This is a genomic window from Streptomyces sp. NPDC021019 (assembly GCF_044333295.1).
In the GTDB taxonomy this organism is placed as follows: Bacteria; Actinomycetota; Actinomycetes; order Streptomycetales; family Streptomycetaceae; genus Streptomyces.
On the sequence record NZ_JBIRQR010000001.1, the window covers coordinates 1071378 to 1087957 of the forward strand.

Sequence of the window (16580 nt, forward strand, 5' to 3'; positions counted from 1 at the left end):
GGAAACGTGGAGAACCTGATTGCGCTGCTCGTCGCGGCGCCCCTGCTCGGAGCGGCGGTCCTGCTCTGCGGCGGACGCCGCCTGGACAAGACCGGCCACTGGCTCGGCACCGTACTGGCCGGCGCCTCGTTCGTCGTCGGACTGATCCTGTTCACCGACATGCTGGGGAAGGACGCCGAGGACCGGGCCCTGCACCAGCACCTGTTCAGCTGGATTCCGGTGGAGGGCTTCCAGGCCGACATCGCCTTCCAGCTCGACCAGCTGTCGATGACGTTCGTCCTGCTCATCACCGGTGTGGGCACCCTGATCCACATCTACTCCATCGGCTACATGGAGCACGACGAGCGCAGGCGCCGCTTCTTCGGCTATCTCAACCTGTTCCTCGCGGCGATGCTCATCCTGGTCATCGCCGACAACTACCTGCTGCTGTACGTCGGGTGGGAGGGCGTCGGTCTGGCGTCGTTCCTGCTCATCGGCTTCTGGCAGCACAAGCCCACCGCGGCCACCGCCGCGAAGAAGGCCTTCCTGGTCAACCGGGTCGGCGACATGGGCCTGTCGATCGCCATCATGCTGATGTTCACCACCTTCGGCACCTTCGCCTTCGGGCCGGTGCTGGAGTCGGCGGGCGAGACGAGCCAGGGCAAGCTGACCGCCATCGGGCTCATGCTGCTCCTGGCCGCCTGTGGCAAGTCGGCCCAGGTGCCGCTCCAGTCCTGGCTCGGCGACGCGATGGAGGGCCCGACCCCGGTCTCCGCCCTCATCCACGCCGCGACCATGGTCACCGCCGGCGTCTATCTGATCGTCCGCTCCGGCGCGATCTTCAACGCCGCCCCGGACGCCCAGCTGGTCGTCGTCATCGTCGGCGCGGTCACGCTGATCTTCGGTGCGATCGTCGGTTGCGCGAAGGACGACATCAAGAAGGCCCTCGCCGGCTCCACGATGTCGCAGATCGGCTACATGATCCTGGCCGCGGGCCTCGGCCCCATCGGCTACATCTTCGCGATCATGCACCTGGTGACGCACGGCTTCTTCAAGGCCGGGCTCTTCCTCGGCGCGGGCTCCGTCATGCACGGCATGAACGACGAGGTCGACATGCGCAAGTACGGCGGTCTGCGGAAGTACATGCCGGTCACCTTCGTCACCTTCGGCCTCGGCTATCTGGCCATCATCGGCTTCCCCGGCCTGTCCGGCTTCTTCTCCAAGGACAAGATCATCGAGGCGGCCTTCGCCAAGGGCGGCACCGAGGGCTGGATCCTCGGCTCCGTGGCCCTGCTGGGCGCCGCGATCACCGCGTTCTACATGACGCGCGTGATGCTGATGACCTTCTTCGGCGAGAAGCGCTGGCAGCCGGACGCGGAGGGCCGGGAGCCGCACCCGCACGAGTCCCCGAAGTCGATGACGATCCCGATGATCGTGCTGGCCTTCGGCTCGGTCTTCGCCGGCGGGTTCTTCGCCATCGGTGACCGGTTCATCAACTGGCTGGAACCCGTCACCGGTTACGACCACGGGCACGCCCCGCTGAGCGCGGCGACGGTCACCGGAGCCACCGTGGTGGCCCTGGTCATCGGCGTCGGGATCGCCTGGGCGATGTACGGGCGCAGGCCCGTGCCCGTCGTCGCCCCGCGCGGGTCGGTCCTCACCCGGGCCGCCCGCCGCGATCTCCTCCAGGACGACTTCAACCACGTGGTCCTGGTCCGCGGCGGCGAGCACCTCACCCGCTCGCTGGTCTACGTGGACCACTCCCTGGTCGACGGCGTCGTCAACGGCACGGCCGCCTCGGTCGGCGGGCTCTCCGGCCGGCTGCGCAAGATGCAGAACGGCTACGCCCGCACCTACGCGGTCTCGATGTTCGGCGGTACGGCGGTCGTCATCGCCGCGACCCTGCTGATGAGGGCGGTCTGATCACATGTCCTTTCCCCTCCTGACCGCGACGGCGGCGCTCCCGGCGATCGGCGCCATCGCCACCGCCGCGGTCCCCGCCGCGCGGCGCACCGCGGCCAAATGGCTCGCGCTGCTCTTCTCGCTCGGCACGCTCGTCCTGGCGGCCGTCGTCTTCCTCCGTTTCGAACCGGGCGGCGACCGCTACCAGCTCACCGAGTCCCGGTCCTGGATCGCCGACTTCGGCGTCCGCTACGAACTGGGCGTGGACGGCATCGGGGTGGCGCTCCTCGGCCTCACCGCGCTGCTGATCCCCTTCGTCATCGTCGCCGGCTGGAACGACGCCGACCCCCTGGAGACGAAGTCCTCGCGCTGGCGTCCGACGCAGGGCTTCTTCGCCCTGATCCTCATGGTCGAGGCCATGGTGATCCTGTCGTTCGTCGCCACCGACGTCTTCCTCTTCTACATCCTGTTCGAAGCCATGCTCATCCCGATGTACTTCCTCATCGGCGGCTTCGGCGACCGGGCCCACGCGGGCACCGACGAGAACGCCGCGACCCAGCGGTCGTACGCGGCGGTCAAGTTCCTCCTCTACAACCTGGCCGGCGGCCTGATCATGCTGGCCGCCGTCATCGGGCTGTACGTGGTCGCGGGCAGCTTCTCGCTCTCCGAGATCACCGAGGCCCGGGCCAACGGCACCCTGGAGATGGCGACCAGCACCGAGCGGTGGCTCTTCCTCGGGTTCTTCCTCGCCTTCGCGATCAAGGCCCCGCTCTGGCCGCTGCACACCTGGCTGCCCAACGCGATGGGCGAGGCCACCGCGCCGGTCGCCGTGCTGATCACCGCGATCGTCGACAAGGTCGGCACCTTCGCGATGCTCCGCTTCTGCCTCGGGCTCTTCCCGGAGGCCAGCAAGTGGGCGACGCCGGTGGTCATCACCCTGGCGCTCGTCTCCATCGTGTACGGGGCGCTGCTCGCGGTCGGCCAGCGCGACATCAAGCGGCTCATCGCCTACGCCTCGATCTCGCACTTCGGCTTCATCATCCTGGGCATCTTCGCGATGACCAGCCAGGGCCAGTCGGGCGCCACCCTCTACATGGTCAACCACGGGATCTCGACGGCCGCGCTGCTGCTGGTCGCCGGATTCCTCATCACCCGGCGCGGGTCACGGCTCATCGCCGACTACGGCGGGGTCCAGAAGGTCGCCCCCGTTCTGGCCGGGACGTTCCTCATCGGCGGGCTCGCCACCCTGTCGCTGCCCGGACTCGCCCCGTTCGTCAGTGAGTTCCTGGTCCTCGTCGGCACGTTCAGCGCCTATCCGGTGGCGGGCATCATCGCCACCTCCGGCATCGTGCTCGCCGCGCTCTACGTCCTGGTCCTCTACCAGCGCACGATGACCGGCCCGGTGCAGGAATCGGTCCGGTCCATGCCGGACCTCAGGGCCCGGGAGCTGGCGGTCGCGCTTCCGCTGATCGCCGTGCTGATCTTCCTGGGCGTCTTCCCGAAGCCGCTCACCGAGGTCGTCAACCCGGCGGTGGAGCACACCATGTCCGACGTACAGAAGAAGGACCCCCAGCCCGAGGTGGAGGCCGCCAAGTGAGCGCAACAGCTGTCCACAGTCTGTGGACGACGGCGAGCGGGGTGACATCGGCGGCACCGGGCAGCACGTTCACGGCGCCGAAGATCGAGTACACCCAGCTGATGCCGGTCCTGATCATCGTGGTCGCCGCCGTCCTGGGCATCCTGGTGGAGGCCTTCGTGCCGCGCCGGGCCCGCTACCACGCCCAGCTCTTCCTGACCGTGGTGGCGGTCGCCGCCTCGTTCGCCGCGATCGTCGGCCTCGCGGCCGGCGGATACGGCACCACGGACGCCGGGATCGTGGCCATGGGCGCCATCGCGATCGACGGCCCCACCCTGTTCCTCCAGGGCACCATTCTCCTGGTCGCCATGGTGGCGGTGTTCACCTTCGCCGAGCGCCGACTGGACCCCACCGCCCACGGCAACCGGGTCGACTCCTTCGCCGCCCAGGCCGGAGCCGTACCGGGCGGTGAGGGCGAGAAGGCCGCCGTCCGGGCCGGCTTCGCCACCACCGAGGTCTTCCCGCTTCTCCTCTTCTCGGTGGCGGGGCTGCTGGTCTTCCCGGCCGCCAACGACCTGTTGACCCTCTTCATCGCGCTGGAGGTCTTCTCCCTCCCGCTCTACCTCCTGTGCGCCGTGGCCCGCCGCAAGCGGCTGCTGTCGCAGGAGGCCGCTGTGAAGTACTTCCTGCTCGGCGCGTTCTCCTCGGCGTTCTTCCTCTTCGGGATCGCCCTCCTCTACGGCTACGCGGGCTCCCTCTCGTACGCCGACATCGCCCATGTCGTCGACGGGTCGGTCCTGGAGATCGACCCGGCCCTCGCCGACACCATGGGCAACGACGCGCTGCTGCTCATCGGCGGCGCGATGGTCCTGGTCGGCCTGCTCTTCAAGGTCGGTGCCATCCCGTTCCACATGTGGACCCCGGACGTCTACCAGGGCGCCCCGACCCCGGTGACCGGCTTCATGGCCGCCGCCACGAAGGTCGCGGCGTTCGGCGCGATGCTGCGCCTGCTGTACGTGGCGCTGCCGGGCCTCGCCTGGGACCTGCGGCCGGTCATGTGGGCGGTGGCCATCATCACGATGCTGGGCGGCGCGATCGTCGCGATCACCCAGACCGACATCAAGCGGCTGCTGGCCTACTCCTCGATCGCGCACGCGGGCTTCATCCTCGCGGGCGTCATCGCGGCCAGTCCGGAGGGCATCTCCTCGGTCCTCTTCTACCTGCTGGCCTACTCCTTCGTGACGGTCGGCGCGTTCGCCGTCGTCACGCTGGTGCGGGACGCGGGCGGCGAGGCCACCCACCTGTCCAAGTGGGCCGGGCTCGGCCGGCGCTCGCCGCTGGTCGCCGCGGTCTTCGCGGTGTTCCTGCTGGCCTTCGCGGGCATCCCGCTGACCTCCGGGTTCTCCGGCAAGTTCGCGGTGTTCAAGGCGGCCGCCGAGGGCGGGGCCGGCGGGCTGGTCGTCGTCGGTGTGCTCTCCTCGGCCGTCGCCGCGTTCTTCTACATCCGTGTGATCGTCCTGATGTTCTTCAGCGAGCCGAAGGCGGACGGCCCCACGGTCGCCGTCCCGTCCCCGCTGACCATGACGACGATCGCGGTCGGCGTCGCCGTCACCCTGGTGCTGGGCCTGGCCCCGCAGTACTTCCTGGACCTGGCGAGCCAGGCGGGAGTGTTCGTGCGGTAGCCCGCGCGGTACGCGGGTCAGCAGCGCCGGACGGTCGGTTGTCCACAGACCGTCCGGCGTTGTCGTTGCCGCCGCCTATCGTGGACGGGGACGAGAGCAGGACGGACAGGGCCGGGCGTGCGGACCCTCGGGGGACAGAGCATTGGGCGTGACCATGGATGAGACCACCGGGACGGTGACCGGAACCGGCACCGACACGGGCGGCGAGAGCGAGGCGCGGCGGACGCTGCACCGCGTCTTCGGGTACGAGTCGTTCCGCGGCGAGCAGGGCGCGGTCATCGAGCACGTGGTGGCGGGCGGCGACGCGGTCGTGCTCATGCCCACCGGCGGCGGAAAGTCCCTCTGCTACCAGATCCCGTCCCTGGTCAGGCGGGGCACCGGAGTGGTCGTCTCCCCGCTGATCGCCCTCATGCAGGACCAGGTCGACGCCCTGCGGGCGCTCGGCGTCCGGGCCGGCTTCATGAACTCCACGCAGGACTTCGACGAGCGCCGCTCGATGGAGGCGCAGTTCCTCGCGGGCGAGCTGGACGTGCTCTACCTGGCGCCGGAGCGGCTGCGCCTGGACTCCACCCTCTCCCTGCTGGCCCGGGGCGAGATCTCCGTCTTCGCGATCGACGAGGCGCACTGCGTCGCCCAGTGGGGCCACGACTTCCGCCCCGACTATCTGGCCCTGTCCGTGCTCGGCGAGCGCTGGCCGGACGTTCCGCGCATCGCCCTGACGGCGACCGCGACCCACGCCACGCACGAGGAGATCACCCGCCGCCTCGGCATGCCGGACGCGAAGCACTTCGTCGCAAGCTTCGACCGGCCGAACATCCAGTACCGGATCGTGCCGAAGTCCGAGCCCAAGAAGCAGCTCCTCACCTTCCTCAAGGAGGAGCACGCCGGGGACGCGGGCATCGTCTACTGCCTCTCGCGCAACTCCACCGAGAAGATCGCGGAGTACCTCTGCCGCAACGGCGTGGAGGCCGTGCCGTACCACGCGGGCCTGGACGCCGGGACGCGCGCCACCCACCAGGCGCGCTTCCTCCGCGAGGATGGGCTCGTCGTCGTCGCGACGATCGCGTTCGGCATGGGCATCGACAAGCCGGACGTCCGGTTCGTCGCCCACGTCGACCTCCCCAAGTCCGTCGAGGGGTACTACCAGGAGACCGGCCGCGCGGGCCGTGACGGGGAGCCGTCGACGGCCTGGATGGCGTACGGGCTCCAGGACGTCGTCCAGCAGCGCAAGCTCATCCAGGGCGGCGAGGGCGACGAGGCGTTCCGCCGCCGGGCCGCCTCCCACCTGGACTCGATGCTGGCCCTGTGCGAGACGGTCCAGTGCCGCCGGGCCCAGCTGCTGACCTACTTCGGCCAGGAACCCACGGCCCCCGCCTGCGGCAACTGCGACACCTGCCTGACCCCGCCGGAGACGTGGGACGGCACGGTCGTCTCGCAGAAGCTGCTCTCCACGGTGGTGCGGCTGAAGCGCGAACGGAACCAGAAGTTCGGCGCGGGCCAGATCATCGACATCCTGCTGGGCCGCAAGACCGCCAAGGTCATCCAGTTCGACCACGACCAGCTCTCCGTCTTCGGCATCGGCGAGGAGCTGGCGGAGGCGGAGTGGCGCGGTGTGGTGCGCCAGCTGCTGGCCCAGGGGCTCCTCGCGGTCGAGGGGGAGTACGGCACGCTGGTCCTGACCGACGAGAGCGCCACGGTCCTGGGGCGGGAGCGGGACGTGCTGCTCCGCAAGGAGCCGAAGAAGCCGACGTCCCGGTCGTCGTCCTCGGTCGGCGGAGCCAAGGGCGCCAAGGGCAAGGCGGCCGCCGCCGATCTCCCCGAGGCCGCTGTCCCGGTCTTCGAGGCGCTGCGCGCCTGGCGCGGGGCGACGGCGAAGGAGCAGGGCGTCCCGGCGTATGTGATCTTCCACGACGCCACGCTGCGCGAGATCGCGACCCTGCATCCGGCCTCGCTCGCGGAGCTGGGCGGCGTCAGCGGCCTGGGCGAGAAGAAGCTCGCGACGTACGGGGAGGGCGTGCTGGAGGTCCTGGCGCAGACGCCTTCGGGGGCGGCGGCGGAAGCTCCCGCACTGGCGGCCCCGGCCCCCGCCGCGGCTCCCGTGCCCGCGTCCCGCCCGGCGGCTGCCCCGGCGGCTCGCACGAAGGCCCCGGTCGCCCCGGCCCCGCAGCACGGCGACCCCGAGTTCGGCTGGGACGAGGAACCGCCCGAGTACGAGTGACCCGTACCGGGCGGTGAGGCGGAGGAGCGGCGGATCTACCCGAGATCCGCCGCCCGGCGACGGGGCGTGATCGCCGTGAGGTCCAGATCCACGGGGAAGGGCACCGACACCTTCATCCGGTCGTGGAAGATCCCCGTCGAGGTGTACGCGCCGGTGGCCGGCTCCCGCTCGAAGACGTACACCACGGCCCGCCCGTCGTGGTTCTCCACCCGCCAGTAGTGGGAGATCTTCGCACGGGCGTACTTCACGGGCTTGGTCTCCCGGTCGCGGGACCGGGACTCGGGCGAGACGACCTCGATGGCCAGGCGCACCGACTCGGCGGGGAACCGGGTCTGGTCCGGATCCTGGATGATGTCACCGTCGATGACGATCACATCGGGCTCGGGCCGGTTGTAGCGGTCGATGTCGATGGTGAACTCGCGGACGACCTCCAGCTCGGGCGGTACCAGGGACTGCAGCTGCCACTCAAAGAAGCTGACCGCTCGCGAATGGAACAGGGTCTGCGGACTCACGAAAACGAGGCTCCCGTCGATCAGCTCCGTGTGCGGAGGCAGATTCGGGAGTGTGTCCAGGTCATCGGCGGTCCAGCCGCCCTCGGGCGGGACCGCCCACCGCGGCTCGGAGGCCTCGGGTTCGATGCTCATCATTGCTCCCATGGGGAGGAGTCTCGCGGGCCCGACCAGCGTATCCGCCGGGAACGGGATGGGGCTCCCCCGAACGTGTGAACGCCTCGCGCACCGCTGACCGGGCCCGCCGTTCCCTGGTCCCTGTCAGTCCGGGTCGCCGCTCCCGCTGTAGCCGCTCCAGCCGTTGCCGGTCTCGTTCTGCTCGACGTTGTAGCGGACGGCCACGGCGGTCCACTCGGAGCGGCGCATGACCTTCATGACCGTGCGGCCCGTGCGGCCGAGACGGGTCAGGTCACCGGCCAGGCCGATGGCGGCGGCCAGGGAGGCCAGCACCCGGTCGCGGTGGGTCGGGTACCCCGCCGCCTCGGCCGCCGCGAACCGGTCGAGGACGCCCCGCGAGAGGTCCGGCTCGCCCGGGAAGTGGCGGTGGTAGGGGAGCACGCCGAGGACGCGGTGGGTCGTCCGGGACAGGACGGAGCGTTCGACCAGGGAATCCAGGTACTTCTCCAGCACGTACCGGTCGTACTCACCCACCCAGCGCCGGGCGCGGATCCCCGGGCGACGGCGGCCCTTCGCCGGTGGGTCCAGGGTCCGGAGCAGGGCGGCGAGGATCGGGTCGGCCGGATCCAACGGGTTCACCACCTGGATCCGGCCGCCCTCCTCGCGTATCCGGCTCTGGAGCTCCAGCTCCGCGAGGGCCGCCCCGGCAGTCCCGTACGCCAGATCGCGGGCCCCGCACGTCGGCTTGCCCCGGTCCGGGTCCAGGGCGAGCAGGATCAGCTCCTCCGGCAGCGTCAGCGCGGGGGCGTCATGCGTCATGGCGCGGTGACGATCCTTCCGGTCACGTCGCCGAGGCCCACGCGGGTGCCGTGCGGGCCGGGGGCCCAGGCGGTCAGCGTGACCGTGTCGCCGTCCTCCAGGAACGTCCGCCTGCCCTCGGGGAGTTCGAGCGCGTCCCGGCCGTTCCAGGTCAGCTCCAGGAGCGAGCCGCGCTGGGCGGGCTCGGGGCCGCTGACGGTGCCTGAGCCGTAGAGGTCGCCGGTGCGCAGCGACGCGCCGTTCACCGTCATATGGGCGAGCTGCTGGGCGGCCGTCCAGTACATCGAGGCGAACGGCGGCTCGGCGACCACCTGCCCGTTGATCTCGACGGTGATGCGGATGTCGAAGCCGCCCGGCTCCTCGTCCGCCGCGTCGTCGAGGTAGGGGAGGAGGGGGACGTCGCGGGCCGGGGGCGCGGTGCGGGCGGCGTCCAGCGCCTCCAGCGGGGTGACCCAGGCCGAGACGGAGGTGGCGAAGGACTTGCCGAGGAACGGGCCGAGCGGCACGTACTCCCAGGCCTGGAGGTCGCGGGCGGACCAGTCGTTGAGGAGCGAGAGGCCGAAGACGTGCTCGCGGAAGTCGGCCAGCGGCACCGGGGCGCCGTGCGCGGAGGGGACGCCGACGACGAAGCCGACCTCGGCCTCGATGTCGAGCTTCACCGAGGGCCCGAAGACGGGGGCCGGGTCGGCGGGGGCCTTGCGCTGGCCGCTGGGGCGCACCACGTCGGTGCCGGAGACCACGACGGTGCCGGAGCGGCCGTGGTAACCGATCGGCAGGTGCTTCCAGTTGGGGGTGAGCGCGTCGCCGTCCGGCCGGAAGATCTGTCCGACGTTGGTGGCGTGGTGCTCGCTGGCGTAGAAGTCGACGTAGTCCGCGACCTCGTACGGCAGGTGCAGGGTCACCGCGTCCACCGGGTGCAGCAGCGGCTCGATGTCCGCGCGGTGGGCGGGGACCGTCAGCCAGGCGGTGAGCGCGCGGCGGACGTCCCGCCAGGCGGTGCGGCCCGCCGCGAGCAGCGGTGTCAGGCTCGGCTGCGCGAGCAGCCCCGCGTAGGGGGAGCCCAGCGCGTGGGCGGCGGCCCCGGCGTCCAGGACGTGGTTGCCGATGCGGACGCCGACCCGGCGGTCGTCGGGGTGGTCGGGGGTGGAGAACACACCGTACGGAAGGTTGTGCGGGCCGAAGGGGTCGCCCTCGGCCAGATCGAGCGGGCTGCTCTGCTCGGGCATGTGGTGCTGCCTCGCTTTCCAGGTCGCGTTGGGGACACGTTACGTCGGGGCTCCTACCCAGCGGCAGTGCCCCGACTATCCCCAACTGTGTGCATTGCCCGGAAAGTTCGTCGGGCCCCCCGGGAAAACCGGGGGGCCCGAACAGGGAAACCGCGCGCCGCTCAGCCCGCCGTGCGCGGGATGCGCTTCTCCCAGGTGCGGTGGAAGACGACCTCCCCGCCGTCCTTGCAGATCACCTCGTTGGAGGTGATGAAGTCCTGGTCGTCCGCGGCGATCTCGGAGCGGGTCTCGATCTCCACGTCCCAGGCCATCTCCGGGCGGTGCAGCCGGATCCGCCAGTCGGAGCGGGTCCGCGCGGAGAGCGGGTCGTCCTGCTGGATCGTGTACGTCTCCAGGGCGTCCTCGGTGAATTCGAGGCCGTCGGGGTAGACGCGCGTACCGCCGTAGCGGGGGTCGACCTCCATGCGCCATTCGCCCTTGGCGACATCGCGGACGACGAGGCGTTCGGGGCGGGGCTCCTCCAGGGTGACCGGGTAGACCACGCCGAGCGGTTCGGACTGCTCGGGCTCCCCGAACGTGATCGCCGGGTCCTCGGTGTGGCGGCGTACCGGGAGCTCGACGCGGCTGCCGTCCGCGTCCAGGGTGAAGCCCGCCGAGCCGGCCTGCGGCCAGATCCAGGGCCAGTACGAGGAGGAGACGGCCAGCCGGATGCGGTGGCCGGGCGGGAAGGTGTGCCCGACGCCGTTGAGGTCGAAGACCACGTCCTCGGTCCCGCCCGGGGTCCAGTCGTCGGTGCGGTCGCGGCCGTGCCGGGCCGCGAGGTTGAGCACGCCCCGGGTGACCAGGGTGGAGGCTCCGTCGGGCGCGACGTCGCAGAGCCGGGCGATGGCCTGGCCGCGTGGGACGTCCATCCGGAGGCGGAGCTTCACCCGGGGGCGGCCGAGGATCTCGATCGGCGCGTCCTCGACGGGGAATTCGAAGGAGACCGACTTCGCGTCCTCGTCCCGCTGGTCCGGCGGCAGGTCCGCGTCGTTGCCGAACGGGAAGAAGCGGCCCGCGTCCAGGCCGGTCTGCTGGGGCGAGGCGACGATGCGCTCGCCGCCCTGGAGGGCGTACGCCACCGGGGAGACGTTCTCCGAGGGCCAGCTCGCGTCCCCGACCCAGCGGCCCGGCAGCGTCTCGTACACCGTGGCGGGCGGGTGCGAGCCGCTGATCCAGGACCGCAGCAGCGGCTCCCGCATCGCGCCCGTCTCCTGGCCCTTGAGGTGCTGGTCCCACCAGCGCAGCGTCTCCTGGAGGAAGCCGATCGCGGGCCCCGGCGGCAGCCCCCGGTCGGGGTACTGGTGCGACCAGGGGCCGATCACCCCGCGCACCTGCTCCGGATCCAGGTGCTCCACGAGCCGCAGCACGGTGTCCCGGTACGGGTCGTGCCAGCCGCCGACCGCGAGGACCTTCGCCCTGATCGCGCCGTAGTCCTCGCAGACGCTGCCGTGCTTCCAGTAGGCGTCGCGGCTCTGGTGGGCCAGCCAGGTGTGGATGAAGGGGTCGACGGCCTCCAGCCGCCTCAGCCACATCTCCTTCCACTCGTCGCCGACCTGCGCCGGGTCCGGCGGGCGGCAGACGAAGGCGAGCATGGTGGCGGCCCAGGCGTGCATGTCCACGGCGAGGACGGAGCCGCCCATGTAGTGGACGTCGTTGTCGTACCGGTCGTCGGCCGAGCAGACGGTGACGATCGCCTTCAGCGGCTCGGGGGCGAGCGCGGCGATCTGGAGCGAGTTGAAGCCGCCCCAGGAGATGCCGAACATCCCGACCCGGCCGGAGCACCACTCCTGCTGGGCCAGCCAGTGGATGACCGCGACCCCGTCCTCCAGTTCCCGCGCGTCGTACTCGTCACCCGGCAGCCCCTCGCTGTTGCCGTGGCCGCGGACGTCGACCCGGAGGGAGGCGTAGCCGTGGCCCGCGTACCAGGGGTGGCGCTGCCAGTCCCGGGGCGCGGTCCAGTCGCTGAGCCGGTAGGGCAGGTACTCCAGCAGGGCCGGGACCGGTTCGTCGGTCAGCGGCCGCCAGATCCGGGCGTAGAGCCGGGTGCCGTCGGGGAGCGGGATGTACACGTCCTCGCGGGTGGTCTCGTACGGGAACTCGGTCGTGATGTTCATGGGTCACCTCGATGTACGACGACGGGGTGCGAAGGCGTGCTCGGTGGAGGGGGTGCGTCGTGCGTTTCAGTGGACGGGGTGCATGGTGCGTTTCAGCCACGGGGCCGCGGCGATCATCGCCACGCCCGCCGCCACGGCGATCGCGCCGTTGACGCCGAAGTAGGCAGGGTTGGAGACCTCGCCGTACAGCTTCACGATCTGGGCCTGGATGCCGTTGGCCAGGGCGAGCGAGAGGAACCACAGGGCCATCGTCTGGCTGGCGAACGCCTTGGGGGCGAGCTTGGTGGTGGCGGACATGCCGGAGGTCTCCAGCAGGATGTCGCCGAGCCCGAGCAGCAGGTACGAGCCGACGATCCACCAGGCCGCCATGCGGTAGGTGTCGTCGGCGTGCCCGGAAGTCGGCAGGACCATCAGCAGGAAGGAGAGCCCGCCGAGGATCACCCCGAAGGCGATCTTGTTGGAGGCGTGCGGCTGGCGTGGGCCCATCTTCGCCCAGACCGCCGCGACGACCGGGGCGAGCGCGACCTCGAAGGCGCCGAGCGCGGAGGCGTACCAGCTGGCCGGGAAGGTGAAGCCGAGGATCTCGGTCCGCGCGTTCGTCGACGCGAGCAGCATCATCGTCGAGTACGCCTGGAAGAGGATGAAGTTGAAGACGACGGACCCGAGGAAGAGGACGATGTACGGGCGGAGCCTGCCGCGTTCCTCGGCCGTGACCCGGGGGGAGCGGAACATCACCACGAAGTAGACGATCGGCGCGATCACCGAGATGACGGTGAGGACGTCGACGAACCGGTCCATCGTCAGCCAGCCCGCCAGGGCCAGCGCGGTGGCCACCGCGGCGACCACGACGGCCCCGCCGACGATCAGCCGGACCGCGCGGCGCATCGCGTCGGGGGCCAGCGCGAACTCGGCGGCGTGCTTACGCCCGGCCAGGTGACGGCGGCCCGCCACGTACTGGATCAGACCGAGGGTCATGCCGACCGCGGCGGCCGAGAAGCCCCAGTGCCAGCTGACGTGGTCGCCGAGCCAGCCGGTGATCAGCGGTCCGGCGAACGCGCCGATGTTGATGCCCATGTAGTAGAGGGCGAAGCCGGCGTCGCGCCGCTCGTCGTCGGTGCGGTAGAGCTTGCCGACCATGGCGGCCACGTTGGGCTTGAGCAGGCCCGTTCCGGCGCTGATCAGGCCGAGGCCCACCCAGGTCATGGCGTCGGTGGGAACGGCCATGCTGTAGTGGCCGCACGCGATGAGGATGCCGCCGTACAGCACGGCCCGGTACGAGCCGAGGATCCGGTCGGCCAGCCAGCCGCCCGCCACGGAGACCAGATAGACCAGCGTCCCGTAGGCGGCGGAGACGGAGGCGGCGGTTCCGGGGTCCATGTCCATGCCGCCGTTCGCCACCGTGTCGGCGAAGAACAGCACCAGGATGGCCTGCATGCCCAGGAACGAGAACCGCTCCCAGACCTCCAGGCCGGACAGGGTCATCAGGCCCCGGGGGTGCCCGAAGAAGGCGTGGTCGTCCTCGGGAGGGGGCTTGGCCGGCTCGGTGCCGGAGGTGCTGTGCGACAAAACGGGGACTCCTGATCGTATGAGCTGATCCCGAACATACCGGCGGTCATGGGAAGCCGCCCACGGTGATCCATAGCGGACCGGATACGCTGAAGTCGCTAGGAGAGACAGCGACACATCGACATTGCGTGTGATCGTCAGCAGACAGGAGATGCCCTCGTGACCGTCGTCGGGCCGTTCGGACTGCACGTGCGGGACCAGGCTCTTGAGGCCGATGTCCAGTCGGGCCTGGCCGCTGTCGAGGCGGGGCTGCTCGAAGCCACCAAGAGCGATGTCCCCTTCATCACGGATGCCGCCCAGCATCTGGTGCGGGCCGGGGGCAAGCGGTTCCGCCCCTTGCTGGTCATGCTCGCGTCACAATTCGGCGATCCGGGCGCGCCGGGCGTCGTCCCCGCCGCCGTCGTCGTCGAACTGACCCACCTGGCCACGCTGTACCACGACGACGTGATGGACGAGGCCGACGTGCGGCGCGGGGTCCCCAGCGCCAACACCCGCTGGGGCAACTCCGTCGCCGTCCTCACCGGCGACTTCCTCTTCGCCCGCGCCTCCCACATCCTGGCCGACCTCGGCCCCGAGGCCGTCCGCATCCAGGCGGAGGCATTCGAGCGGCTCGTCACCGGCCAGATCCTGGAGACCGCGGGCCCGCGCGACGGCCGCGACCCGGTCGACCACTACCTTGACGTTCTCAGCGGCAAGACCGGCTCGCTGGTCGCCGTGTCCGGCCGCTTCGGCGCGATGATGTCCGGCGCCGACGAGCGGACCGTGGACGTCCTCACCCAGTACGGGGAGCGGCTCGGCATCGCCTTCCAGCTCGCCGACGACGTCCTCGACATCGCCTCCGACTCCCACGAGTCCGGCAAGACCCCCGGCACCGACCTGCGCGAGGGCATCCCGACACTCCCGGTCCTGCGGCTGCGCGCCCAGGCGGCGGCCGACGGCAAGCCCGACGACCTGGAGCTCGTCGAGCTGCTCGACGGCGACCTCGGCGACGACGCCGCCCTGGACGAGGTGCTGCGCCGGCTGCGCGCCCACCCGGCGCTGGAGCAGGCCCGCCAGGACACCGTGCGCTACGCGCAGGAGGCACGCGCCACGCTCGCGCCGCTGCCCGAGGGGTACGCGAAGTCCGCGCTGGAGGAACTGTGCGACGCCGTGGTGCACCGCGCGGGCTGAGAGCCTCCCGGCGGCGGTGACCCGCGCCGGGCCTCGCCCTGGTGTCCTGCTCCTGGCCCTGGCGGCGCTGTCCTGGGGTGCTCGCGGTTCCGCCCGACGGTCCCCGCCGTGGTGCGCGGGACGCTGACGGCGCGTCATCCGGTGGGGCGTACCTGGGGCGTACCCCTACTGGATGACGTACACGACCCTCCCGGTTGTCATACCGGAGCAGTACGTGGAGTTGATTCCCCGGTCTGACGCTTCGGACCGTCTGATTTGGTCAGATGGTTGACAACGGAAGCCGCCGACCACGGAGGTAGGGCACACCATGGCACCGAACGACAGCGCAGAGACCACCGGCAAGGCCACGAGCACTGTCGTGGGCCGCCGCAAGGCGGCGCGCTACATCGTCCCCGTCGCGGTCGCGGGGGTGGCGGCCGCGACCATCGGGCTCGTCCCGGCGCTCGCCAGCACCGGCGACCCGGACCTGCCGAAGATCACCGCACAGCAGCTCATCGAGAAGATCGCCGCTTCCGACGAGGAGCAGCTCTCCGGCACGTTCAAGATCAGCACCGACCTGGGGCTGCCCCTCGACGGCCTCGCGGGCTCGCTCGTACCGGGCGGCGCGGGCGGGGACAAGGACGGCGGCGCGGCGGCCCCGCAGGACAAGCTCATGGAGCTGACGTCCGGCACGCACACGCTGCGCGTGGCCGCCGACGGCCCGGAGCGGCAGAAGCTCTCCATCCTCGGGGACGCGTCCGAGTACAGCGTCATCCACAACCAGGGCGAGGTCTGGGCGTACGACAGCGAGTCCGACGAGGTCTACCACGCCGAGGCCCCCGAGGGCCGGGACGGCGGCAAGCTCGCGGAGAAGGCGCCGAAGGCCCACAAGGGCGCCTCGGCCACCCCGAAGGACTTCGCCGAGCAGGCGCTCGCGGCGGCCGGGGACACCACCTCGGTCACCGTGGACGGCACGGCGCAGGTCGCCGGGCGGGACGCGTACCAGCTGCTGATCAAGCCCGAGCAGGCAGGTTCGACGATCGGCTCGGTCCGTATCGCCGTGGACGCCGAGAACGGCGTACCGCTGAAGTTCACCCTGTCGGCGGCGAGCGGCGGCAAGGCCGTGGTCGACGCCGGATTCACCAAGGTCGACTTCTCCAAGCCCGCCGCGTCCACCTTCGACTTCACCCCGCCCAAGGGGGCCGAGGTGACCGAGGCCGACGAGCTGGAGACCGGCAAGGACCAGCACGGCGCGGCGCAGCAGGCGCTCCCCGGGCAGCTGGCCGAGCTGGACGGCTTCGAGGGCCTCAACGTCATCGGCGAGGGCTGGACCTCGATCGCCGAGATCCGGACCCCCGGCGGCACGGGCCTTCCGGCGGCCGGCTCGGGCGATGTCCCGGCCGAGGCGCAGGGCTTCCTCGACGCGCTCGGCGACAAGGTCACCGGAAAGTTCGGTTCGGGCACGGTCTTCAAGACGCGCCTGGTCAACGCCCTGCTGACGGACGACGGCAGGGTGTACGTCGGAGCGGTGACGAAGGACGCGCTGGTCCGCGCCGCCGACGCCGCCAAGTAGGACACCCCGGCGCCCGTCCCGCGGACGGCAGGCGCCGGACACCCCCGCCCCGTCGCACACCGTGCGGCGGGGCGGCAGTGCCGCAGGGGCGCTGCCAGCCGCGCGGAC

General features: G+C 71.1%; 11 protein-coding genes. 6 read left to right on the forward strand and 5 right to left on the reverse strand.

Going from position 1 to position 16580, the window contains the following annotated elements; translation table 11 throughout:
- Positions 1 to 6: 6 nt before the first annotated feature.
- From nuoL to recQ, 4 genes are all read left to right on the forward strand, one after another.
- Complete coding sequence (gene nuoL, locus ACH4RG_RS05005; RefSeq protein WP_397919737.1) at positions 7 to 1902, forward strand: NADH-quinone oxidoreductase subunit L; 1896 nt, start codon at positions 7 to 9, stop codon at positions 1900 to 1902.
- Between the two features lie 4 nt (positions 1903 to 1906).
- Positions 1907 to 3478 carry an NADH-quinone oxidoreductase subunit M gene (locus tag ACH4RG_RS05010; protein WP_397919739.1) on the forward strand — a complete coding sequence of 524 codons (1572 nt, stop codon included), beginning with the start codon at positions 1907 to 1909 and terminating at the stop codon, positions 3476 to 3478.
- Entirely contained in the window at positions 3475 to 5139 is a 1665-nt protein-coding gene (gene nuoN, locus ACH4RG_RS05015) for an NADH-quinone oxidoreductase subunit NuoN (protein ID WP_397927718.1), read from the forward strand. Before ACH4RG_RS05010 ends, nuoN begins: the two co-directional genes overlap by 4 nt.
- A 154-nt stretch (positions 5140 to 5293) precedes the next feature.
- A complete protein-coding gene (gene recQ, locus ACH4RG_RS05020) occupies positions 5294 to 7357 on the forward strand; it encodes a DNA helicase RecQ (RefSeq protein ID WP_398539391.1) in 2064 nt (687 codons plus the stop codon).
- A 35-nt stretch (positions 7358 to 7392) separates the two neighbouring features.
- On the opposite strand, the gene ACH4RG_RS05025 is transcribed toward recQ, so the two are convergent.
- The 5 genes from ACH4RG_RS05025 to ACH4RG_RS05045 all read right to left on the reverse strand — a co-directional run bounded on the left by ACH4RG_RS05025 (position 7393) and on the right by ACH4RG_RS05045 (position 13750).
- Positions 7393 to 8001, reverse strand: a complete 609-nt coding sequence (locus ACH4RG_RS05025; protein WP_397919745.1) for a Uma2 family endonuclease — start codon at positions 7999 to 8001, stop codon at positions 7393 to 7395.
- Positions 8002 to 8127: 126 nt separating this feature from the next.
- A complete protein-coding gene (locus ACH4RG_RS05030; RefSeq protein WP_397919747.1) occupies positions 8128 to 8802 on the reverse strand; it encodes a GPP34 family phosphoprotein in 675 nt (224 codons plus the stop codon).
- Positions 8799 to 10028, reverse strand: coding sequence for a fumarylacetoacetase (gene fahA / locus ACH4RG_RS05035; RefSeq protein WP_397919749.1), 1230 nt, complete (start codon positions 10026 to 10028; stop codon positions 8799 to 8801). Before fahA ends, ACH4RG_RS05030 begins: the two co-directional genes overlap by 4 nt.
- Before the next feature lie 161 nt (positions 10029 to 10189).
- Complete coding sequence (locus tag ACH4RG_RS05040) at positions 10190 to 12184, reverse strand: CocE/NonD family hydrolase (RefSeq protein ID WP_398539132.1); 1995 nt, start codon at positions 12182 to 12184, stop codon at positions 10190 to 10192.
- Between the two features lie 66 nt (positions 12185 to 12250).
- Positions 12251 to 13750 (reverse strand): peptide MFS transporter, encoded by a 1500-nt coding sequence (locus ACH4RG_RS05045; protein WP_397919753.1) that lies wholly within the window; start codon positions 13748 to 13750, stop codon positions 12251 to 12253.
- 159 nt (positions 13751 to 13909) lie between these two features.
- Here ACH4RG_RS05045 and ACH4RG_RS05050 point away from each other — a divergent pair, with 159 nt between their 5' ends.
- Together ACH4RG_RS05050 and ACH4RG_RS05055 are read left to right on the forward strand one after the other, a co-directional pair.
- Positions 13910 to 14920, forward strand: coding sequence for a polyprenyl synthetase family protein (locus tag ACH4RG_RS05050; protein ID WP_398539133.1), 1011 nt, complete (start codon positions 13910 to 13912; stop codon positions 14918 to 14920).
- Positions 14921 to 15227: 307 nt separating this feature from the next.
- Positions 15228 to 16472 (forward strand): outer membrane lipoprotein carrier protein LolA, encoded by a 1245-nt coding sequence (locus tag ACH4RG_RS05055; RefSeq protein ID WP_397919757.1) that lies wholly within the window; start codon positions 15228 to 15230, stop codon positions 16470 to 16472.
- The last annotated feature ends 108 nt before the right edge of the window (positions 16473 to 16580 follow it).